The sequence below is a fragment of the Vibrio rotiferianus genome, assembly GCF_002214395.1.
Classification (GTDB): Bacteria; Pseudomonadota; Gammaproteobacteria; order Enterobacterales; family Vibrionaceae; genus Vibrio; species Vibrio rotiferianus.
In genome coordinates, this window is sequence record NZ_CP018312.1 from 736666 (window position 1) to 759715 (window position 23050).

The following is a 23050-nucleotide window of genomic DNA, read 5'->3' on the forward strand; positions in this document are numbered from 1 at the left end:
GAAAAATCATGATCGTTTGGAGTGTAGCTAACCAAAAAGGTGGTGTAGGAAAAACGACATCGACTGTGACGTTAGCTGGTTTGTTAAGCCAAAAAGGGCATCGTGTATTGATGGTTGATACCGACCCTCATGCATCGTTGACGACCTACCTTGGCTTTGACCCAGATGCGGTGAGTTCAAGCTTGTTCGACCTTTTCCAGCTAAGAACGTTTAACAGTAGTACAGTTCGTCCATTGATTCTTGAAACTCAGGTTGAAGGCATCGATATTATCCCTGCTCATATGTCATTAGCGACGCTTGATCGAGTGATGGGGAATCGCAGCGGTATGGGGCTGATCTTAAAAAGAGCCCTACAAGCAGTCGAACAAGATTACGATTATGTACTGATTGATTGCCCGCCAATACTTGGTGTAATGATGGTAAATGCACTTGCTGCAAGCGATCGAATTTTGATTCCTGTCCAAACTGAATTTTTGGCAATGAAAGGTTTGGAACGGATGATTCGCACTTTGACCATCATGCAAAAGTCTCGCAAAGATGAGTTTAAAGTAACGATCGTACCTACGATGTATGACAAACGCACCAAAGCATCTTTGCAGACATTGACCCAGTTGAAGAAAGATTACCCTGACAAGGTTTGGACTTCAGCAGTGCCAATTGATACTAAGTTTAGAGATGCAAGTTTGAAGCGCTTACCAGCGTCGCACTTTGCATCAGGAAGCCGAGGGGTCTTTGCTTATAAACAGTTGCTGATCTATCTAGAGAGGTTAGCAATTGATGAGTGAACATGAGCCAGTACTTTCGAGTGAGCAAGCACTAGATGACTATTTTAGTGCTTTACTTGATGAAGAGTTTGAATCGCAAGAAAGTCCTCTTGACTTACTAGAACAGGAATTAAGCTCTGAAGAGCCAGAGCCAGAGCCAGAGCCAGAGCCAGAGCCAGAGCCAGAGCCAGAGCCAGAGCCAGAGCTGAAGCTTGAATATTCACAACCAGAATCTTATCAATACCATGAGGTATATTCTCCAGAGCTAGAAGCACCAAATCTTGAGGATGTGCAACGACTTCTTAGCCAGCTTGAGTCGACGAATGTGGTCGCAGAGCTGGATATTGACGATATTCTGGAACAGAACACGATTGATATTGCATCTGAGACCAAGCACCAAGAGGTTGAAGTTGAGGTTGCGGAACAAGTCGCGGTTGAAGAAGAAATTCAAGAATGGACCATCGAAGAGCCTTCTATGCCAGATAGTGCTCTTGAAACGGTCGCCATCGAGCCTGTAGAAGAGATTGTTGAACCGATTGTTGAACCGATTGTTGATACAGACTTAGAGGTGGAAGTCGAGCTCGATACTCAAGCAGGCCCCGAGCCATCAAGAGAGTGGGAGAGTACGCAGCGAAGTGAAGATTTTCAGGTTCTGTACTTTGATGTCAATGGTGTCACTTTTGCGGTTCCTCTGGATGAGCTCGGTGGAATACACAGAATTGCTGAATTGAACCATTTGATTGGTCGCCCGGATTGGTATTTGGGCCTTCAAACCAGCAGAGAGAATCAATACGACGTTGTCGATACCGCTAAATGGGTGATGCCCGATAAGCTTTCGAGCGACGAATACAAAGATAGCTACGAATATGTAGTGATGCTTGGTGAAAGTATGTGGGGGCTGGCAAGTAATCAATTACTTGGCACCGAAACACTAAATGTGGACAAAGTGCGCTGGCGTGAACAAGCAGGCAAGAGACCTTGGCTTGCTGGCATGGTTAAAGAAAAAATGTGTGCTTTAATTCATGTCCATGCACTAATTGGCATGCTAAACGCTGGTTTAGATGTAAAATCACTAAAATAGAATTGTGGTCGGGAACGACATAAACGAGGATTTACTATGTCTCAAGCTTTTGAAGTAGAAGTGAAGAAAGATACATCGAATGACGAAGTTCTTCAGTGGGTGACGTTCCAACTAGAAGAAGAAACTTACGGCATCAATGTAATGCAAGTTCGTGAAGTGCTTCGCTACACTGAAATTGCACCAGTTCCAGGTGCGCCAGATTACGTTCTAGGTATTATCAACCTACGTGGTAATGTGGTTACCGTTATTGATACGCGTTCGCGCTTTGGCCTAATGGAAGGCGAAGTAACAGATAACACTCGTATCATCGTGATTGAATCAGAACGTCAAGTTATTGGTATTCTTGTAGATAGCGTAGCAGAAGTTGTTTACCTACGTTCGTCAGAGATCGACACTACGCCTTCAGTAGGTACTGATGAAAGTGCTAAGTTCATCCAAGGTGTGAGCAACCGTGATGGTAAGTTGCTAATCCTAGTTGATTTGAACAAGCTACTAAGCGAAGACGAATGGGATGAGATGGCTCACCTATAATGATTGAAGACTCCTTCCTTTCAGCCCCGCTTATTATTGGTGGGGTTGTCTTTATTGTCTTAGTCTTGCTGTTATCGGTTGCACGGATACGCTCTGGATTGCAAAAGCAATTGGATCAGCAGCGTGCTCAGTATCGCCATGCAGAGAAAGAGACTCAAAAACTCAATAAACAGCTATTGGAAGTTCGTTCGGTTGTCATTGGATTAGGGCAAAAAGTTTCAGAGCAGCAAGATATCATCCAGCATTTAAGCGAGCGCATACATGAACTTGAGCATGCGGATACAGACGGACGTTTGTATAGCCGAGCAACAAAAATGGTTCAATTGGGTGCTGATATCAATGAGCTGATCGAAGAGTGCGAACTACCAAAAGCAGAGGCGGAATTGATGCTCTCTTTACAGAAGAAGCTTGCAGGTAAGGAAAAAATTCCACCTTTAAGTGGGCACCCTTCTGATGAGCATCGACACCCCTCGCGAGGAAGACGTCGATAAACAAAACTTAGGAGCTTCGGCTCCTTTTTTATTTTTAAAATAAAAGCTTATAACCAGTTATAGTTAATTTTATTAAAATGTGACAGTAAGTTAACAAAAACTCACGAACTTACATACATCATCGCTTTCTTATCCTGTTTTGTCACAACTAAGCTGTGTTAATATAGCGGCTCGTTCATTTTTTAGTTGAAGCCCTATGTTAGAAGTCTCTAACCTAACTGCGATCCGTGATGAAAGGGTCCTGTTTGAAAACCTGCAATTCGAAATTAGACCTGGTGAATTGGTCCAAATTGAAGGACGTAACGGCACCGGAAAAACGACATTGCTACGTATTGTCACTGGGTTAGGTGATAGAGACGAAGGTATCATTAAATGGAAGGGAGAAGAGGTTGAGAAATCTCGTGATGTTTTCCATCAAGATTTACTTTTCTTAGGGCATCAAACAGGTGTTAAGCGTGAACTGACCGCGTTTGAAAACCTGCGCTTTTACCAATCTATCCATAATAATCGTTCCTCTAACGAAGATATCTTTGCTGCGCTCACTCAAGTGGGGCTCGCGGGCAGAGAAGACGTGCCTGTTGCACAGCTTTCTGCTGGACAGCAGCGTCGTGTTGCGTTGGCACGGCTGTGGTTAAGTAATCAAATCTTATGGATTCTGGACGAGCCTCTTACTGCAATTGATAAGCAAGGCGTTAAAGTGCTCGAGTCTCTATTCGCAAGTCATGCAGATAACGGCGGGATCGTGATCTTAACCACGCACCAAGATATGTTTGCAGACAGCCCGAAACTTAGAAAAATAAAACTGGGTGATTGATATGATTTCGGCCATGACTACCATTATCCGCCGCGAGCTTTTGATTGCATTTCGCCGTCAAGCGGACATCTTGAACCCGTTGTGGTTCTTCATCATCGTGATCACACTTTTCCCTCTCAGCATCGGTCCTGAGCCTAATTTGTTAGCACGTATTGCAGCTGGCATTGTTTGGGTTGCTGCGCTGCTGTCTGCCTTATTATCATTAGAGCGTTTATTCCGTGATGATTATCAAGATGGTGCACTTGAGCAAATGATGCTGATGCCGATTCCACTGCAACTTGTTGTGATTTCCAAGGTCATAGCTCACTGGTTACTGACGGGATTGCCTCTGATTTTAATCAGCCCTTTATTGGCGGTTCTGCTTTCTCTTGATTTTAATACTTGGCTATCGATTGTTCTGACATTAGTTATTGGTACACCGACGCTGAGTTTTATCGGTGCTATTGGCGTAGCACTGACGGTTGGGTTGCAAAAAGGCGGCGTTCTTTTGAGTTTGCTCATTCTTCCGCTCTACATCCCGATTCTGATTTTCGCAACGTCCGCAATTGATGCTGCGGCATTAGGTATGTCGTATAACGGACAACTGGCAATTTTAGGCGCAATGCTGATGGGAGCGATGACCCTTACGCCATTCGCCATCAGCGCAGCATTGCGAGTTAGTGTTAACTAACTCAATAAAAGCAATTTAAGCGACGTTTGATCAAAGAATTATTATTAAAGCACTGCTACGGTCTCGGCCGTCTCGACAGTGTCCCTGAAGTAAGAGTGAGAACTTAACATGTGGAAATGGCTACATCCTTACGCCAAGCCAGAAGCAGCCTATCACCTTAGTGGTAAACTGCTCCCTTGGTTTGCAGCATTGGCCCTCGTATGCTTATCGGTTGGTACCGTTTGGGGCCTTGCCTTTGCGCCTTCGGACTACCAACAAGGTGATAGTTTCCGAATCATCTACATCCACGTACCTTCGGCTATTTGGTCGATGGGTGTGTACATGTCTATGGCTATCGCCGCATTTATCGGTTTAGTGTGGCAGGTTCGCCTTTCAGATATGGCTGCACTTGCAATGGCTCCAATTGGTGCGGTATTTACCTTTATTGCCCTACTTACAGGGGCCGTTTGGGGTAAACCAATGTGGGGTACTTGGTGGGTATGGGATGCACGCCTAACTTCAGAGCTTATTCTTCTATTCCTTTACCTTGGCGTTATAGCGTTGTACCACGCGTTTGACGATCAGAAAACAGCAGCGAAAGCAGCCGGCATTTTGGCTATCGTGGGTGTTGTTAACCTACCAATCATTCACTTCTCAGTCGAATGGTGGAACACGTTACACCAAGGCGCGACTATTACTAAATTTGAAAAACCATCCATCTCATCCAACATGCTTTGGCCATTATTGCTAAACATCTTTGGTTTTGCGTTCTTCTTTGGCGCCGTCACTATGGTGCGCTTCCGTAACGAAATTATCAGCAAAGAGAGTCACCGCCCTTGGGTGCGTAAGCTCGCGACTGAAAAAACTCAGTGAGGTAATTGATTATGCATTTTGAATCTCTGAGCGAACTATTTGCCATGGGTGGTTACGCAGCTTATGTATGGAGCGCGTTTGGTATTACATTCTTATCTATGCTTATTCTTCTGATTTCAAGTATCCGCCGTGGGGATGCACTGTTGAAAGAGGTGAAAGCGAAAATTGATCGTCAATCGCGTATCGACGCGGCGAAGAATATGGAGAACACGTTATGAACCCGAGACGTAAAAAGAGGCTAGGCATCGTTTTAGCGATCTTTATCGGTATTAGTGCCACCATCGGTTTGATGCTTTATGCGCTCAACCAAAATATGGATCTATTCTACACGCCGACGGAATTGGTGAACGGTAAACCTGATGGTACAAAGCCAGAAGTTGGTCAGCGCCTTCGAATTGGCGGTATGGTCGTTGAAGGTTCGGTACGCCGAGACCCTGAATCGCTAAAAGTACGTTTTGACCTCCATGACGTTGGCCCTAAAGTAACCATCGTTTATGAAGGTATTCTTCCGGATTTGTTCCGAGAAGGGCAAGGTATTGTTGCTCAAGGCGTACTTGAAGATGCGACTACCGTGAAAGCTTTCGAGGTTCTAGCGAAACACGATGAAGAGTACATGCCACCTGAAATTGCAGAAGCAATGAAGAAAACACATGAACCTTTGCAGTACACCACTGAACAAAAACAAGGAAGCGACCAATGATTGCAGAAATCGGTCACTTTGCCCTCATACTCTCGCTTGCGATGGCGGTGCTCCTAAGTGTGCTGCCATTATGGGGCGCATCAAATAACAACACTATGCTGATGAACACAGCACGACCGCTTTCATGGTCGATGTTTATCATGTTGTTTTTCTCATTTGCTATTTTGTGTTGGGGTTTTTATACCAACGACTTCACGCTGCAATACGTAGCAAGTAACTCAAACAGCCAATTACCTTGGTACTACCGTTTGACGGCAGTTTGGGGGGCGCACGAAGGTTCATTATTGCTTTGGGTGCTTATCCAAGCCGCATGGACAGTTGCTGTGGCGACTTTCAGCCGTGGCATGCCACAAGAATCTGTGGCACGTGTACTTGCTGTAATGGGTATGATCTCAGTGGGCTTCTTACTGTTTATCATTCTTACTTCAAACCCATTCCTACGTACACTGCCATTCTTCCCGGTAGATGGTCGTGATTTGAACCCACTTCTTCAAGACCCGGGTTTGATCGTTCACCCACCAATGCTTTACATGGGTTACGTAGGTTTCTCGGTTGCATTCTCGTTTGCGATTGCGTCTTTAATGACAGGTCGTCTTGATACGGCTTGGGCTCGTTGGTCTCGTCCTTGGACAACGGCAGCTTGGGTATTCCTAACACTAGGTATTGCACTTGGCTCTTGGTGGGCTTACTACGAGCTTGGCTGGGGCGGCTGGTGGTTCTGGGATCCAGTAGAAAACGCATCATTCATGCCTTGGCTGGCGGGTACAGCATTAATGCACTCTCTAGCGGTAACAGAAAAACGCGGTACATTTAAAGCGTGGACAGTACTTCTAGCGATCTCAGCATTCTCATTAAGTTTGCTAGGCACTTTCTTGGTTCGTTCCGGTATCTTGGTATCGGTACACGCGTTCGCGTCTGATCCATCTCGCGGTATGTTTATCCTAGGTTTCCTAGTCTTTGTAATCGGTGGCTCACTCCTGCTATTCGCAGTGAAAGGGGCAGCGGTTCGCGTACGTGGTAATTTTGATTTGGTGTCGCGTGAGAACGCGCTACTTGCTAACAACGTTCTTCTGATTGCTGCGCTAGTCGTAGTATTGGTTGGTACCTTGTTGCCATTGGTTCACAAACAAATTGGTCTTGGTTCAGTATCTATCGGTGCACCATTCTTCGACATGCTGTTCGCATGGTTGATGATGCCGTTTGCCTTCCTATTAGGTATTGGTCCTATGATTCGTTGGAAGCGCGACAATCTATCTAAGCTTATTAAGCCAATGATTGTTTCTGGTGTGCTTGCTTTCGCATTGGCTGCCGTGTGCGTGTACCTGTTCGCTGACTTCTTCTCTGTGATGGCTTACGTCGGTTGGGTGATGGCAATCTGGATCATCGCAATGCATGGCTTTGAGTTGTACGAGCGCGCTACGCACCGTCATAGCTTCGGCGAAGGTGTTCGTAAACTTCAACGTAGCCACTGGGCAATGATGCTGGGTCACATTGGTCTTGCGGTTACCGTGATAGGTATTGCAATGGTGCAAAACTACAGCATCGAACGTGATGTACGCTTGGCACCTGGTGAGCACTTTAAGATTTACGGTTACGATTTCTACTTCTCAGGCTTACGTGACAAAGATGGTCCAAACTACGATGGTTACATCGCGGACTTCGAAATCACCAATGATGGTAAGTATGTGAACACACTACACGCTGAGAAACGTTTCTACCGTACGGCGAAGTCAATGATGACAGAAGCGGCAATCGACCGTGGTATCACTCGCGATCTATACATCGCAATGGGTGAGCGTCTAGACGACAACCGTTCTTGGGCAGTACGTATTTACTACAAACCATTCGTTCGTTGGATCTGGGCTGGTTCATTGATCATGTCTTTGGGTGGTGCACTGGCTATCTCTGATAGACGCTACCGATTCCGAAAAACGGCTAAGAAAGACGAAAAGTCAAAGCTAGCGGAGAAGGAGGCATAAAATGAATAAGAAAGTCTTGTTTATCCCGTTGGTCGCTTTCATGGTATTAGCGGGTATCTTTGCAACTCAGTTAGTTCGCAACCAAGACGGTGACGATCCAACTAAGCTCGAATCTGTATTAGTTGGTAAACCTGTTCCTGAGTTTCACTTAGAAGATCTCGCGGAACCAGGCAAGCAATACGATCAGTCTATTTTCAAAGGCGAACCTTTGCTGCTTAACGTTTGGGCGACGTGGTGTCCGACTTGTTATGCTGAGCATAAATACCTAAACGAATTGGCTGGTAAAGGCGTTAAGATCATCGGTATGAACTACAAAGATGATCGTAACAAAGCCATCGGTTGGTTGAATGACCTTGGTAACCCATACCTGATCAGCTTGTTTGATGGTAGTGGTATGCTAGGTCTAGACCTAGGTGTATACGGTGCTCCTGAAACGTTCATTATCGATGCAAATGGTGTGATTCGTTACCGCCATGTCGGTGATGTAAATCCACGTAACTGGGCGGAAACATTGGAACCGCTTTACACCAAGTTAGTAGAGGAGGCGAAGCAATGAGAAAGTTAATTCTAGCGGCTTTCGCTGCCTTGACGTTTTCTCTTGCTGCCCATGCAGCGATTGAAGTGTATGAGTTTGATAACCTAGAGCAAGAACAGCAGTTCAAAGAACTTGGTCATACTCTGCGTTGTCCAAAATGTCAGAACAACACAATCTCTGATTCGAATGCGGAGTTGGCTCAAGACCTACGCCACAAAGTGTACGAAATGACCAAAGAAGGTAAGTCGAAAGATGAGATCGTGGATTACATGATTGCTCGTTATGGTAATTTCGTGACTTACAATCCTCCGTTTACTTTTGCGACTGCAATTCTGTGGCTAGGGCCGCTAGCAGTGGTACTAGGTGGCTTTGGTTTGATCGTGCTACGTAGCCGAAAATCAAAAGCGAAAGCCGTACAAGCTAATGATGAGCAATGGGACGCGGATAAAGAGGCGCGCCTTAAATCACTGCTTGATGACGAGAACAACGGAGATAAGAAGTAATGACACTATTTTGGATTTCTACCGTTGTTCTAACGCTGATAGCGTGTGCGTTAGTTGCACTACCATTGCTTAAGCAAAAAGCCAACAACGATGAAGTGTTACGTGATGAACTCAACAAGGCGTTCTATAAAGACCGCCTTTCTGAACTTGCTGAAGAAACAGATGAAGGTCTGGTTGAGAGTCAAGATGACCTGATTTCAGATCTAAAACAATCTCTTCTGGATGACATTCCAGGAGAAAAAACGCAGAAAGAAACCAAGGTTTCCCCGATTGCCGTCTTGATTCCATCTGTGATTCTGACTGTAGCTCTGAGCTATGGTTTGTACTACAAGTTTGGTGCTTCTCAAGATGTGGTGCAGTGGCAAGAGGTGACATCTAACCTTCCTGAGCTTTCTAAAAAGTTGATGTCTGCTTCATCTGAGCCATTAAGTGATGATGAAATGGCCGACTTATCTTTGGCGCTTCGTACTCGTCTACACTACCAGCCAGAAGATTCGACAGGTTGGTTGCTACTAGGTCGTATCGCTCTGGCTAATCGCGATGTAACAACTTCAATTGATGCAATGGAAAAAGCATACAAACTAGAGCCGAATGATCCTGATGTCCAACTTGGTTACGCGCAAGCTCTAATGCTTTCTCAAGACGACATGGATCAGGCGACAGCGCGTTCGCTGCTAGGTAAGTTGATGCAGCAAGATTACGTCGATCTACGTGTATTCTCGCTACTTGCATTTGATGCATTCGAACGTCAAGATTTCCCAGCGGCAATTAAGTACTGGGGTATCATGCAACAAATGATTGGTCCAGAAGACAGCCGTTATGAAATGCTGGGACGCAGCATTGAAAGTGCGCGTAAGCAAATGGGCGAAGCGGTGTCACCAGATAAGAGTGTGGCCGTTACCATTAAGGTTGCACCTGACGTGCAGCTGGATCCAAGTGCGGTATTGATTGTATCGGTTCATCGTGCAGATGGCTCTCCAATGCCAGTTGCTGCAGCCCGTTACCCATTGGGTACATTCCCTCGCACCGTTGTATTGGACGATGGCAATGCAATGATGGATGGTCAAAAGCTTTCTTCACTGGATAAGTTGATCGTACGTGTTCGCGTTGACTCTGACGGTAATGTAGCAACACGTGATCAAGATTGGCACGGTGAAAGCCAAGTTGTTGATTTTGGTCAGCCAGTAGAAGTTACCATTAATAACCAATATCAATAGTTGTAACGCTTATTGTATGCGCTGCCCATAGTGAATGTGTTTACCACTTTGTGGTACGCCCACCAACTATAGAGTAGAATGACGAAGGTCAGCTTTGCTGGCCTTCGTTTATTTTTATACCCAAGTGACTTTTTATACACGCTTTAGCTTGTATGCTGCAGCTAAGGACATTTAGGTATAGTAATAGTTCGTATGGAACAGACAATGTATAACAAGGGTAAATCTGCCTTTTTGCTACTTCTTGCCGTTGGCTTAACTGGTTGCTCATCTGCACCTGAAGAAGTAACAAGCGAAGAAAGTGAAGTTAATAACTCGACCTCTAGTGTTTATGATCCACTTGAAGGCTTTAACCGAGCAATGTGGGAAATAAACTACGATTACCTAGACCCATATCTAGTACGCCCAATTTCTCTAGCTTATGTCGATTACACACCTGTACCTATTCGATCGGGGATCGCGAACGTACTAGCAAACTTAGATGAACCTGCGAGTGTCGTAAACAACCTAGTGATGGGTAACGGCACGAAAGCGGTGGATCACTTTAACCGTTTTTGGATTAATACTACTTTTGGTATCTTTGGGGTGTTTGATATAGCAACTGCCGCAGGTATTACTAAGTATGATAATAAAGCCTTTAGCGATGCGGTAGGTCACTATGGCGTAGGTAATGGGCCATATTTTATGATACCGGGTTATGGACCTTATACATTGCGTGAAGTGACAGATACGGTTGATGGCATGTATGTGCCGCTTTCTTACCTTAACTTCTGGGCAGGCTTAGGCAAGTGGGCGCTTGAGGGCATGGAAAAACGTGCATTGGTGGTACCACAAGAAGCGCAGCTTGAAGCGTCGCCAGATCCATACGTGTTAACGCGTGATATTTATCTCCAACGTCAAGATTTCAAAGCAGAAATCAACAATACTGATGACGTGGATGAAGACGAAGAAGCATACTTGGATGAGTACTTGGAAGAAGACTTCTAAACGCATCAGTAAGTCGAAAAACAAAAAGGCTTGGTTTTTACCAAGCCTTTCTTTTTATCGGTAACTTTCGTTTATCGATAAATAGCGTTCAAGTTAGAACTTGTAGTTCGCTTGAACACCAATCAGCCAAACGTTACCAGTTACTTCACCTTCAAATGTTCCACCAAAAGCTGCTGCAGCATTGTCAGAAGCATCACGAGGCTCACTGATAGGTGCATCTTTTGCGAAAATGTATGTGAAGCCAGCATCTAATGTCAGGTTCTTAGACCACTCATAACCAGCACCAACACTTAGCCATAGACGGTCAGTCTCTGGAATTGTCGTCGTACGGTACTTGTCATCAACAGCTGACATGTCGTACGCAACACCTGAACGCAGTGTCCATTTTTGATCTAGTTTGTAAGTTGTACCTACAGCAAAGCGGTAGTTATCTTCCCAGTTTTCAGTTTTTACTAGTTGATCGGCATTACCGCCAAACTCAGGGATATTTGCAACTAGTTCTTTAAAGCTGCTCCAATCTGTCCAGTTAATGCTTGCGTGTACTGCTAGTTGGTCATTTAATTGGTGGAAACTTGCTAGTTCTGCAGTTGCAGGAAGCGCTAACTCCATAGAACCGTTGTAACGCGGTTTCGCGACAGGAGCCACAAGGTCGAACCCTAAACCTTCAGCATGCCCTTCAAGGTTTAGCTCAACTTCAGATTTGTAAGCAAAGCCAATGCGGTTATCTTCGTTGATTTGCCATGCAGCACCAACTTGCCAACCCCAAGCTTTGTCATCACCTTCCATGTATTTAAGTGTTTTGCCTGCATATGGACCCATATGAGGAGGCATTACCGCACCAATACTGCCGTCAGCGATAACGTAACGAATACCACCACCAATGCTAAATGCTTCGCTTAGCTTGTATGCCGCGTTTAGGTTCGCCTCCATTGACGTTACGCTCGCTTCGTTGCCGAAGTTCGCTGCAGCAAAGTCTTTACCTAAGTTAGTTTCCATGCCGTAGTTCGTACCGAACGCAAGACCAATAGCAAACTTTTCATTGTATTGGTGAGACAGGTAGAAGTTTGGAATGATGGCATCATGAGCAAAGTCTTTTGAAGATGCAGAGTGATAGATTGGCTGGCCAGTAATTGGGTTCTTAGCAGTTGTCGTGCCATTAACATCAATGTTTGGGTTTACATAGATAGCGCCAACAGACACTTGGGTACCTTCTAGGTAAGTTAGCATTGCTGGGTTACGCCATTGTGAACTTGCGTTATCAGCCATTGCTGCTTCGCCAGCGTATGCACGGCCTAGGCCTGTTGCTGAGTACTCTGCAAGTTGGAAACCTGCTGCGTTTGCAACACCTGATGTGCTCAATAGGCCAAATGCCACTGCTGCTGAAAGGAGAGTCTTGTTGGTTTTCATTGTAATGTTCGCTGAGTTATTTATAACGTGGGGCGAAATTTTACGACTAGAGTTATTACTTTAAAAACGAAAATCCAATAAAACAGTGTTTTTGGTCTAAATTCCTAAAAAATGAGCGTTTTGTAGAATCTTTATCTGACTGTAACTGCTGTGTGAATAAAACTCAGCGAACAACTGTGAGTTATAATGGTGTCTTAGAGGTACAGTTGTGCGCTTAAATACAGGGAGTTATCTGGAATAGATAAGAAAAAAGGCTGGAATTCCAGCCTTTTACATAGAGAGTGATTATATTAGTTCGTCGCTTACTGCTTAGAAGCTGCGGCTGTATTGTAAGCCGAATAGAATCGCGTCTGCATGGGTTGTCGCTGATAGCGATGAGATGTTTGCAGGCCCTGTTAGAGGGTTTCCTGGAACATGCATTGGGTTCGGCGTTGACTCGTTTACATCTACATCTTTACCCATCAAGTAAGTAAAGCCAAAGTCTACGTTTGACTTGTTATCGATGTGGTATGTGAAGCCTGCTGAGAACCATTGACGGTCTGAATCAGGAACCGATACAGAAGTTAGGGAGTCTTGTGCACTTGTGTCGTACATGTAACCTGTACGAAGCGTCCAATCGCTGTTTAGGTAGTAAGTACCACCAATTGCGTAGTGCCAACCATCTTGCCATTGGTATTGCTTATCGTAGCTTGAACCAAGTGGTGAGCCCTGAAGGTTACGGAATTCGATCTGATCAAAGGCGCTCCAGCCAATGTACTGAACAGAGTAGTGTACGGCAAACTTAGTGTCGGTAATTTTATGGTAGCCAGAGAACTCTGCCATATCTGGTAGAGGAAGTGTGATTTTCTGACCTTTGTCGTCTTTTGCTTCCATCTCTGGGCTGTAGCGGTAAGACAAACCAAAGCGGTTGTTTTCGTCTAACTCGTAAACCGTACCTACGTTAAAGCCTACTGCCCAACCATCAGCTTTATCAACATCCACTAGAGTACCTAGCATGCCATGTTCGCGCTTCATTGTTCCTTGGCCATAGATAAGATCTAGACCAGCACCAAAGCTCCATTGTTCATTTAGACGGTAAGAGCCCGCAACGCCGAGGTTTGCACTTTTAACGTCAGTCAGGCCGCCGTACTCTTTTGCTACAAAGCTGTCATCAAACTCAGTTTTGGTACCAAAGTTAGAGTAAGCATTTACACCCCAAGCAAATTTGTCATTTACAGGAACGATTAGGTGGATATTGGGTGCAATAGAAGTGTCACCAGCATCGTCGTAGTTTGAAGGTGTGCCTAGTGGGGCAGTTAAACCGCGGTAAGTTGCATCTTTTACTTCAATCATTGAAGTAATGCTTTCAAAACCTACCGACAGTTCCATTGTGTCAAATAGTGCCATTGCTGCAGGGTTACGAGCCATTACAGATGCGTTATCTGCAATTACGGCATCACCTGCGAATGCGCGACCGATACCTGTCGCTGATTGTGCGTTTAGCTGGAAACCAGCTGCCATTGCTTGGCCTGATGCCATTGCAACCGTTACTGCTAGGAGAGTCTTTTTAAACAGACGCGTGTTCTGAGTCATTTTTTATTCCTTATTAGTTTCGTCTCTTTGGACGATAAGTTGAGCTTTTGCTCAGTGGCGCAGATATTAGTATTAAGAGTGGACCATACAAATCCGACCATTGAATAAATTTGAATAAAAATTGCAGAAATGATGTCTAAATGTCGGGAAATTGCATCTAAAGTGCATAAATTAGAGTTTTGACTCTAAATCAAATAGCTGGCGTGAATGCTTTTGAGGTGTTTTATAAACAAAAAGCCGCCAAATTTCGAAATTTAGCGGCTTTTAACTTGTTAGTAGCGTAGTTTCGCTGAAGTTGTTACATCGGCTGAATAAGCGTCGCTAGCTTGTCAGCGATGGTTTCAACATCTTCACCGCTTTCACCTACTAGGATCATACTGTTGGACCCAACAGGTTTTACAACGCCAGTCATTCCATCTTTATCGAAGCCGACGGTTGCATCACTCTCTACTTGAGTAATGAACATCGTCACTTTGCCTTTCGACCCCTCGAAAACCATGTGCAGTGCGTGTGAGTCAGCGAAACCACAATGGTTTAGATAGTAAACGTGATAAGGGAAGCTCTTCGTAAACTGGTAATGGAAGGGCATCATCTTGGCGTTTACTTGTTTGCTTGAAACGTCTTCATTTAACGTTTTCACAAACGGTTCTTCTGCGATGACGTGTTCAATCGCGGTATCAGCTAAGCTTGCTTGCGCAGGAGAAACCACAAAATTCCCCCAGTTGATCTGCCCAACGAGTAAACCTGCGGTAAAGGCAACGGATGCGGCTAGAGCCATCGCTTTACGTGCAAAGTTTGGTCTAACCACGTTATCTTCATCAAGTGCGTTTGATGTCTGGCTAAATAAAATTTTGTCAGCAAGATCTTCCGGTGCATCCACATTCATGGCTTGCTTAATCTTTAGGTCAAGATCCAAAACGTCATCAACAAACTTACTATTAGCGTCGTTACTAGCGATAGCTTGGAGAATCTCTTCATCCTTTTGTTTTGGATCCGACAAAATACGACGACGAAACTCTAAATCATCCATTTTTTTGTCCTCTCTGAGTATCTTGAGAATCCAACATCTCTTTTAATTGATTACGTGCACGAAATAGGCGCGTCATTACCGTGTTCTTATTTAGTTCAAGAATGTTGCCGATTTCTTCTCCACTGAAACCGCCCACAACTTGAAGAAATAAAGGTTCACGATATTCGACATCAAGCTTCATGATCTGAGCTTGTAGCCATTCCTGTTGATGATGTGGGTCATCGGTAACTTTAGCATCATTGCCATAGTCATCGATATCAACCAAATCAAATTGTTTACGTTCGAAGCGGCGCGCGTTTTCTCGTCTTAATATGGTAATAAGCCAAGATTTCGCAGCCTTTTCATCTTGAAGACTATCCAACGACTTCCATGCTCGCAGACAGGTCTCTTGAACCAAATCTTCTGCAACCGCTTTATCCTTGCACAACCAGTATGCGTAGCGATACAAGTCTCTGTGATAGCCCCGAACAAGAGCTTCGTATTTTCTTTGTCTGTCCATATCAGAGTTGACCGGACTGTCGGAGTTTTTCTTTCCGAACATTTTAAATATTGCCACAGGAGCCTCCATCTTGCTCTGTGAGGTCTTAAATACCAAAGTGACTACATATCAATGTAGCTCAGCAGCATAAATTACTAGTCTTATAGTCAGTCGCTTACCGAGAGCGATGACAATTTGTCTTTATTGTTTTTTATGATGTCGTTTGTCAGCTCGATACCGTTCAAATACTCTTTTTGATCTTTGAGTGAACAGGAATATATAAAAACACCATAAAAATTGATCTATTTCAAAATCTCATACACTGAAGGGGCTATAGTACATCTTGTCATCTAGTTAGTCATTGCGACTAACATGTTGAGCAAGATGACACTTCCTTTTGAAGGCTGACTTTACTTTCTCCTAATCAGGAAACTGATTAATTTTACAATTGGCGTATGTTAATTGTTTTATAGATATTCCGACCACACAGTTTTGTGTGGTTTTTTTTTGCCAATTTTCCACTTCCCCCTCTCTTCCTACTAGAGCTTATATAGTTCGTTTATCTTAAACGCAGAAGAATCAATGAACTAGCGCAATAGATCTACTCGCTTCACGTTTATTTAAACGCATGTTTGATAAATTTAACAAACTGATTACAATGCATCAGGTCAGACCTCTTGTATTTAAGGAGAAACAATGGGCAAGCAGGAAGTGAAAACACGCCACGGTGAACGTGTTGCTATTGTCGCAGGGCTACGAACCCCCTTTGCTCGTCAAAGCACTGAGTTCAGCCAGGTGCCAGCGGTCGATTTAGGCAAAATGGTAGTGAGCGAAATGCTTGCTCGTACAGACATCGATCCGAAACTCATCGAACAAGTGGTATTTGGGCAAGTAGTTCAAATGCCAGAAGCGCCAAATATTGCACGTGAAATCGTGCTTGGTACCGGTATGCATATCCATACCGATGCGTACAGTGTGACTCGTGCGTGTGCAACCAGCTTCCAAGCTGCAGTCAACGTGGCTGAAAGCATTATGGCGGGCAGCATTGATGTTGGTATCGCGGGTGGTGCGGATTCTTCATCTGTTCTGCCAATTGGTGTTTCGAAGAAACTTGCCGCTAACTTGCTTGCGTTAAGCAAAACCAAAACGCTGGGTCAAAAGCTCAACATTCTTAAGAAACTCAGCTTCAAAGATTTAATGCCAGTGCCGCCGGCAGTGGCTGAATATTCGACGGGGCTTTCTATGGGCCAGACTGCCGAGCAAATGGCGAAATCGCACGGCATTACTCGTGCAGAGCAAGATGCTTTGGCGCACCGTTCTCATTCTTTAGCTTCGCAAGCTTGGAAAGACGGAAAGATCCAAGATGAAGTGATGACCGCTTTCCCTGAACCTTACAAAAAGTGGATCTCTGAAGATAACAACATTCGTCATGACTCAACATTAGAAGGCTACGCAAAACTGCGTCCGGCCTTTGATCGCCAATACGGCAGCGTAACAGCAGCGAACAGTACGCCATTAACCGATGGTGGTGCAGCTGTGATGCTAATGCGTGAAGGCAAAGCGAAAGAACTTGGCATGGAAATTCTTGGCTACATTCGCGGTTATGCGTTTTCGGCTATTGGCGTAGAAATGGACATGCTGATGGGGCCAACATACGCAACAGCAAAAGTGTTGGAGAATACGGGTCTAGAGTTGTCAGACCTGACGTTAATCGACATGCATGAAGCGTTTGCTGCTCAAGCGCTTGCGAACGTGAAGATGTTTGCTTCTGATAAATTTGCCCAAGAAAACCTAGGTCGTTCGAAAGCGATAGGTGAAATCGACATGGATAAGTTCAACGTTCTTGGTGGTTCAATTGCCTACGGTCACCCATTTGCAGCAACTGGCGCTCGTATGATGACCCAAACACTGCGTGAGCTTAAACGTCGTGGCGGTGGTCTCGCGTTGAATACAGCATGTGCCGCAGGTGGTCTTGGTGCAGCAATGATTTTGGAGGTTGAGTAATGAGCGAGCAAAAAGCATTTAGTCTAAAGATTGATGAGCAGAACATTGCTTGGCTAGCCATCGATGTGCCAAACGAAAAAATGAACACTCTGCAAGCTGCGTTTGCAGATGAGATGAAAGAGATCTTCGCTCTACTCAAAGACTCCAGTGGCGTAAAAGGGATGATCATTCATTCCCTAAAACCAGATAATTTTGTCGCGGGCGCCGATGTTCGTATGCTTGAAGCGTGCACCACGGCAAGTGAAGCCGAGGCATTGGCTAAGCAAGGTCAAGAGTTGTTCCAACAGCTTTCCGAGCTGCCTTATCCGGTTGTTGCTGCGATTCATGGTCCGTGTCTTGGTGGTGGTTTAGAGCTTGCTCTCGCGTGTGACTACCGTGTATGTACCGATTCAGATAAAACGCGTCTAGGCCTGCCAGAAGTGCAGCTTGGTCTGCTGCCAGGTTCTGGCGGTACTCAACGTCTTCCGCGTTTGATTGGTCTGTTGCCTTCGTTAGATTTAATCCTTACAGGTAAACAACTGCGTGCTAAGAAAGCGAAAAAACTGGGTGTGGTTGATGCGTGTGTGCCACATACGATCCTTCTTGATGTAGCAAAACAGCTTATCGAAAAAGGGAAGAGCAAAGGTAAGAAGAAGCAATCGACCAAAGAGAAGTTGATGTCGGGCAGCGGTTTAGGTCGTAAGTTTGTGTTTGAGCAAGCCGCGAAGAAAACCAATGAAAAGACCCGTGGTAACTACCCAGCAACGGTTGCGATTCTAGAAGTGATCCAGCATGGCCTTGAAAAGGGCTTTGCGCAAGGTCAAGAGCTTGAAGCGAAGCGCTTTGGCGAACTGGTGATGAGCTCAGAATCTAAAGCATTGCGCTCTATCTTCTTCGCCACCACTGAAATGAAGAAAGAAAACGGTGCGGAAGCAGACCCAGTTACAGTCAATAAAGTTGGCGTGTTGGGTGGCGGTTTAATGGGGGCGGGCATCAGCCACGTTTCTGTTGCGAAAGCGAAAGTGCCAGTACGAATTAAAGACGTCAGCAATGATGGTGTGCTTAACGCATTGAACTACAACTACAAGTTGTTCGACAAACAGCGTAAGCGCCGCATTATCTCGAAAGCAGGTCTGCAATCGAAGATGCTGCAATTGTCTGGTGGTATTGATTTTACAAGCTTCAACCATATTGATGTGGTTATCGAAGCGGTGTTTGAAGATCTCGATCTGAAGCAAAAGATGGTTGCGGATATTGAAGCGAACGCTAAACCGGAAACCATTTTTGCGACCAATACGTCTTCTCTGCCAATCCACAAAATTGCGGAAAAAGCAGAGCGCCCAGAAAACATCGTCGGTCTGCACTACTTCAGCCCTGTAGAGAAAATGCCGCTGGTGGAAGTGATTCCTCATGAAACTACGTCAGAAGAGACCATTTCTACGGTTGTTGCACTTGCGAAGAAACAGGGCAAGACACCAATCGTTGTTAAAGACAAAGCTGGCTTCTATGTAAACCGTATTCTGGCACCTTACATGAACGAAGCTGCGCACATCTTGCTGGCAAATGAGCCGATTGAACAACTTGATGGTGCTCTGCTTGACTTCGGTTTCCCAGTTGGTCCGATTACTTTGTTGGATGAAGTCGGCGTTGATATCGGTGCGAAAATCATGCCGATCTTGGTTAATGAGTTGGGCGAGCGATTCAAAGGTCCAGACGTGTTCGACACACTACTGAACGACGGTCGTAAAGGCCGTAAGAGTGGCAAAGGCTTCTACACCTACAAAGGTAAGAAGAAAGAAGTCGATAAGTCTGTGTACAAGCTGCTGAACCTAACGCCAGAATCAAAACTGAGCGACAGTGACATTGCATTACGCTGTGTATTGCCAATGCTAAATGAAGCCGTTCGCTGTTTAGATGACGGTATTATTCGTTCTCCACGAGATGGCGATATCGGGGCGATCTTTGGTATTGGTTTCCCGCCATTCCTAGGTGGTCCATTCCGCTACATGGATCAATTCGGTTTGAAAGAGCTGGTTGAGAAAATGAACGAGTTTGCATCGAAATACGGCGATCGTTACGCGCCATGTGATGGTTTGCTGACTCGAGCTGGCGAAGGTCGTAATTTCTACGACTAATTGCCATAGCAAAAATTAGAAAGGCTTGCGTGATGCAAGCCTTTTTGATTTCTGAAAGAGGAGCCGTTTACAGACAATTAGTCGTCATTCTTGCCTTTGTTTTTTCCCTTTCCTTTATCATTTCCATGACCTTTACCAGGGTTATCATCACCATGGATACTGGCGTTACCTTTCCCTTTTCCTTTGTCGTGTTTACCAGAGCAGTCGTCTGACTTAATTGATACGTTATCACCATCAAGGCGCAAACAGTCCTCACTTAACTCGAAGCCGTCACCTTTAATTGAGATATCTGCGTAAGCAGCGGGAGCAAGTGGCATTAGTACAGCAGCAAGTAAAAGTAGCTTTTTCATGTAATCCTCGTGTCTGCGTATTTATTGAACAAGGTAATTACAGCATAAACGAAAGTCTCATTTTTACCATTTTACGCCAGTCCTGTGGTCGAGCTTTACCCTAAACCACAGTCTTTTGGACGCAGTTGAAATTCCTCTGTTGAACCTATTTCTAACCCTAAATCAATACGCGGAGCATCAATATGCGATGTTCCTTGAGAATGCATTACTAAACGATTGGCAGTACGAGGTTTAAGTTCATTTACGACAAAACGAATCATATCTGTACGGGTAAGGCTTTTTAGTTCCTGTAGTACTTTTTCTCGCTGGTTGAACTCAGTATCTTTGTTTCCGATGGCAACCCAAAGACGCTGTGCTCTGCCACGTAATGTCGTGTCTGGCGCTGCTATCTGGTTCCACAGCCCGCGTTTACTACTGTGCCACTGGTACTCATTGAGCTCTAATAGCACCATGTAAAAAGCATTTAAGAATTCATCAATCGAGGTAACCAGTTCGGCGGGAGCTGCGTTAGGTGATTGCACGTAAAGCACTATACCTGGATGGCGATTAAGCGGCATATTGCCAGTGCCGACCATGTAACCAAGCTGCTGTTTAGTCCGGATTTCATGGAAGAAGGTTGCGGACATCAAATGATTCGCAAGTGAGTACAGGGCAATATTGCGAGGCTCTATATCTTCACACTGATGGTAGATAACAACCGCAGAATCTTGCTGGTTGCAATGCACTTCACGTTGGAAGCTGCCGTTTTCACCCAGCATGACCAATGGACGGAGCGCCTCCTCGTAGCGCTGCTCTTTTACGCGCAGAGCATCTTTCAAGGTAGTTGCCATATTGTGAGCTTGCTGGCGCTGCCAGTCGCCATATACAAACATCTCAACGTGCAGCTCGGCAAGAATCGACTCCACAAACACAGACAGCTCATCCACCTCAATTTCTTCCAGTGCTTCAACCAATGTTGCGAATGGAGGATTGTTTGGTTGAAGTAATCCTGTCAACGCATTGAAAAGCTGCGAAATAGGACGATCTTGGGAAGAATTTCGCCAATTACGTAGCAGTTGCTGTTTGATGGTTTCAAATCGAGCAGGACTAAATTCACGCGCCGCAAAACGATGCAGAATCATCTCTAGCAGTTGAGGCAGTTTTTGGCTAAAGCCCGACAGCGTGAGAGTAACTCCGCCTTGGTGAGCGTACATGTTGTAGCCCATGCCTGCGATTTCCGCTTGGTAGGTTTCTTGCGCCAGAGAATCGAGGAACATCTCAACACATAGCCGGGTTTTCACGATGTTTTTCGGAGATGCTACCGCGTGAGAACTATCAATAGCGACATACACGACGCCTTTTGGTACGCGGAATTCGTCATCTTGCAGATGCCAGAGTCGGAAGCCTTCCAGATCTTCAACCAATTCTGGTAGCGACCCTCCATTTTCGAATGGCCTCGGGTCTAGGTCATAACAAATGTATGGGTTCTTTTCTGGTAGCACGAAGTGCCAGCTAGGATCGATTTGTTGATAGAAACGACGTTGGTCTTCGCTGAATGGGGTGACCGAGTAAGGCGTGAAGTACCACTCTGCGGTTTGGTTGTATTCCAAACCTTTTGCAATCAACGTGACACGAACATTTTCAACCGAAAGATATTGCAACAATGAACGTTGAAGCTCTTCATCGTAGCCTGCCATTTTGTAGTCACCATAAACCGTGTCTTCCGGTTGATAGTGCTGCATGTTGATCACTAGATGGCTGACCAAATCCATTGGACGAGATGGCTCTTGGAAGCGGAAAGCCGATTCTAACACCGCTTGTTTTTCCAAGTAGCGCCACTCATCCATGCCATCTTGTTTGATCATGGAAAGGTACTGGAATACAGCTTGAACGATCTCATCGACATGATCTAAGCCGCTTGGCGTCAGTGTACAGCTCACCGTAAAGTCTCGATAGTTGCTGCCACTCGCGCCACCCCCTGCAGAGAGGGAAGTGATCCAGCCTTTCTCTTTCAATTGGATCATCAGACTGCCTTCGCCTTCATAGCCTAACAGGTGGGCAAAGTAGGAGAGGGGCTTCACGCTATAGTGCTCATCCATTCCTGGCATTGGGAAAGTCAGGATCAGTTTGCGGAATTCTTTGATAGGTTCGACTTGGACCAAAATGCTTGTGCTGTCTTCAGTGCCGATAGGCACATCGATCGACTTACCGCGCAGCTGGTGGTTTGGAATATCAGCAAACATGGTTTCCACCCACGCTTGCTGTTCATCCAGAGATTGCGGACCAAACAAAGTCAGCGTCATCAAATCTGCGGAATACTGTGAATGGTGAAACTCAACAATCTCATCGCGAATGGATTTGCCATCGCGATCGCCTAGTGTACCTGCGTTGCCGACGGAGAATTTAGCGAATGGATGTTCAGGGTTAATGACTTCTTTGTTTACTTGATACAGACGGCGAGAGTCATCATTGAGTTTGAGCTTGTATTCGGAGTCGACTGCTTGGCGCTCTTTGTCTAGCGCTTCTTCATTAAACAGTGGTGCGGTAAAAAATTGACTAAAGCGATCGAGTGCCGTTTCAAATGCAGTTGGTGTCACATCGAAGAAGAAACAAGTGTGCTCAGTACCCGTCCAAGCATTGTTGGTGCCACCATGTTGACTAATATAACTTTGAAACTCGCCAACTTTAGGGTATTTTTCCGTACCCAAAAAAAGCATGTGTTCTAGGTAGTGTGCCAGACCTTGACGATCCATTGGGTCATCAAAGTGTCCAACGTTAACTGCTAGGGCTGCTGCCGACTGTTGAGCCGTGTCAGAATGAATCAGCAATACGCGCAGAGCGTTACTCAATGTAATGTAGCGGTATTGATTTGAATCGTTTGGACTTAGGTGCACGATGCGTCTCCAGATTTCGCATTACAGTAATTATGATCCCTGAGTGGGGAGGCGCAAATCTGCGCTTCGACAAATACTGCTTGCCGCATTTTTGTTATTCG

The 23050-nt window shown here is 45.2% G+C and carries 22 protein-coding genes; 16 read left to right on the plus strand and 6 right to left on the minus strand.

Translation table 11 applies throughout. The features are described 5' to 3' along the window. Positions 1-8 precede the first annotated feature (8 nt). The 14 genes from BSZ04_RS12510 to BSZ04_RS12575 all read left to right on the plus strand — a co-directional run bounded on the left by BSZ04_RS12510 (position 9) and on the right by BSZ04_RS12575 (position 11121). Entirely contained in the window at positions 9-785 is a 777-nt protein-coding gene (locus BSZ04_RS12510; protein WP_038884864.1) for a ParA family protein, read from the plus strand. Further along, a complete protein-coding gene (locus tag BSZ04_RS12515) occupies positions 778-1845 on the plus strand; it encodes a chemotaxis protein CheW (protein WP_088880501.1) in 1068 nt (355 codons plus the stop codon). Before BSZ04_RS12510 ends, BSZ04_RS12515 begins: the two co-directional genes overlap by 8 nt. Positions 1846-1881: 36 nt before the next feature. Continuing rightward, a complete protein-coding gene (locus tag BSZ04_RS12520) occupies positions 1882-2376 on the plus strand; it encodes a chemotaxis protein CheW (RefSeq protein WP_010449585.1) in 495 nt (164 codons plus the stop codon). Continuing rightward, positions 2376-2867, plus strand: coding sequence for a DUF2802 domain-containing protein (locus BSZ04_RS12525; protein ID WP_010449584.1), 492 nt, complete (start codon positions 2376-2378; stop codon positions 2865-2867). Before BSZ04_RS12520 ends, BSZ04_RS12525 begins: the two co-directional genes overlap by 1 nt. Before the next feature lie 196 nt (positions 2868-3063). Next, positions 3064-3681 (plus strand): cytochrome c biogenesis heme-transporting ATPase CcmA, encoded by a 618-nt coding sequence (ccmA, locus tag BSZ04_RS12530; protein WP_010449583.1) that lies wholly within the window; start codon positions 3064-3066, stop codon positions 3679-3681. A gap of 1 nt (position 3682) precedes the next feature. Then, a complete protein-coding gene (gene ccmB, locus BSZ04_RS12535) occupies positions 3683-4351 on the plus strand; it encodes a heme exporter protein CcmB (protein WP_088880502.1) in 669 nt (222 codons plus the stop codon). Between the two features lie 108 nt (positions 4352-4459). Then, positions 4460-5203, plus strand: coding sequence for a heme ABC transporter permease (locus BSZ04_RS12540; protein WP_010449580.1), 744 nt, complete (start codon positions 4460-4462; stop codon positions 5201-5203). Positions 5204-5214: 11 nt separating this feature from the next. Continuing rightward, the gene (ccmD, locus tag BSZ04_RS12545) at positions 5215-5421 is read left to right on the plus strand and encodes a heme exporter protein CcmD (RefSeq protein WP_010449579.1); all 207 of its coding nucleotides are present in this window, start codon (positions 5215-5217) and stop codon (positions 5419-5421) included. Next, positions 5418-5903, plus strand: a complete 486-nt coding sequence (gene ccmE / locus BSZ04_RS12550; RefSeq protein ID WP_010449578.1) for a cytochrome c maturation protein CcmE — start codon at positions 5418-5420, stop codon at positions 5901-5903. The genes ccmD and ccmE overlap by 4 nt, the downstream gene beginning before the upstream one ends. Then, entirely contained in the window at positions 5900-7882 is a 1983-nt protein-coding gene (locus tag BSZ04_RS12555; RefSeq protein ID WP_010449577.1) for a heme lyase CcmF/NrfE family subunit, read from the plus strand. Before ccmE ends, BSZ04_RS12555 begins: the two co-directional genes overlap by 4 nt. Before the next feature lies 1 nt (position 7883). Further along, complete coding sequence (locus BSZ04_RS12560) at positions 7884-8438, plus strand: DsbE family thiol:disulfide interchange protein (protein WP_010449576.1); 555 nt, start codon at positions 7884-7886, stop codon at positions 8436-8438. Next, positions 8435-8920, plus strand: coding sequence for a cytochrome c-type biogenesis protein (locus BSZ04_RS12565; RefSeq protein WP_010449575.1), 486 nt, complete (start codon positions 8435-8437; stop codon positions 8918-8920). Before BSZ04_RS12560 ends, BSZ04_RS12565 begins: the two co-directional genes overlap by 4 nt. Continuing rightward, positions 8920-10137, plus strand: coding sequence for a c-type cytochrome biogenesis protein CcmI (gene ccmI / locus BSZ04_RS12570; RefSeq protein WP_010449574.1), 1218 nt, complete (start codon positions 8920-8922; stop codon positions 10135-10137). The genes BSZ04_RS12565 and ccmI overlap by 1 nt, the downstream gene beginning before the upstream one ends. 204 nt (positions 10138-10341) lie before the next feature. Continuing rightward, positions 10342-11121, plus strand: coding sequence for an MlaA family lipoprotein (locus BSZ04_RS12575; protein ID WP_038884327.1), 780 nt, complete (start codon positions 10342-10344; stop codon positions 11119-11121). A gap of 93 nt (positions 11122-11214) precedes the next feature. On the opposite strand, the gene BSZ04_RS12580 is transcribed toward BSZ04_RS12575, so the two are convergent. The 4 genes from BSZ04_RS12580 to BSZ04_RS12595 form a co-directional block, all read right to left on the minus strand. After that, on the minus strand, positions 11215-12528 hold the full coding sequence (locus tag BSZ04_RS12580) for an outer membrane protein transport protein (RefSeq protein ID WP_071234604.1): 1314 nt from the start codon (positions 12526-12528) through the stop codon (positions 11215-11217). Between the two features lie 309 nt (positions 12529-12837). Continuing rightward, a complete protein-coding gene (locus BSZ04_RS12585) occupies positions 12838-14100 on the minus strand; it encodes an outer membrane protein transport protein (protein WP_010449569.1) in 1263 nt (420 codons plus the stop codon). 298 nt (positions 14101-14398) lie between these two features. After that, a complete protein-coding gene (locus BSZ04_RS12590) occupies positions 14399-15130 on the minus strand; it encodes a DUF3379 domain-containing protein (protein ID WP_088880503.1) in 732 nt (243 codons plus the stop codon). Further along, a complete protein-coding gene (locus BSZ04_RS12595) occupies positions 15123-15698 on the minus strand; it encodes a sigma-70 family RNA polymerase sigma factor (protein ID WP_038884331.1) in 576 nt (191 codons plus the stop codon). Before BSZ04_RS12595 ends, BSZ04_RS12590 begins: the two co-directional genes overlap by 8 nt. A gap of 606 nt (positions 15699-16304) precedes the next feature. Here BSZ04_RS12595 and fadI point away from each other — a divergent pair. Both fadI and fadJ read left to right on the plus strand, forming a co-directional pair. Beyond that, positions 16305-17612: an acetyl-CoA C-acyltransferase FadI gene (fadI, locus tag BSZ04_RS12600; RefSeq protein WP_005433092.1), complete on the plus strand. Its 1308-nt coding sequence runs from the start codon at positions 16305-16307 to the stop codon at positions 17610-17612. After that, entirely contained in the window at positions 17612-19726 is a 2115-nt protein-coding gene (fadJ, locus tag BSZ04_RS12605) for a fatty acid oxidation complex subunit alpha FadJ (protein ID WP_088880504.1), read from the plus strand. The genes fadI and fadJ overlap by 1 nt, the downstream gene beginning before the upstream one ends. 77 nt (positions 19727-19803) lie before the next feature. Here the strand turns inward: fadJ and BSZ04_RS12610 are convergent, their stop codons facing one another. Both BSZ04_RS12610 and BSZ04_RS12615 read right to left on the minus strand, forming a co-directional pair. Then, positions 19804-20076: a hypothetical protein gene (locus BSZ04_RS12610; protein ID WP_010449561.1), complete on the minus strand. Its 273-nt coding sequence runs from the start codon at positions 20074-20076 to the stop codon at positions 19804-19806. Between the two features lie 95 nt (positions 20077-20171). Continuing rightward, positions 20172-22949: an insulinase family protein gene (locus BSZ04_RS12615; protein ID WP_088880505.1), complete on the minus strand. Its 2778-nt coding sequence runs from the start codon at positions 22947-22949 to the stop codon at positions 20172-20174. Positions 22950-23050 lie beyond the last annotated feature (101 nt).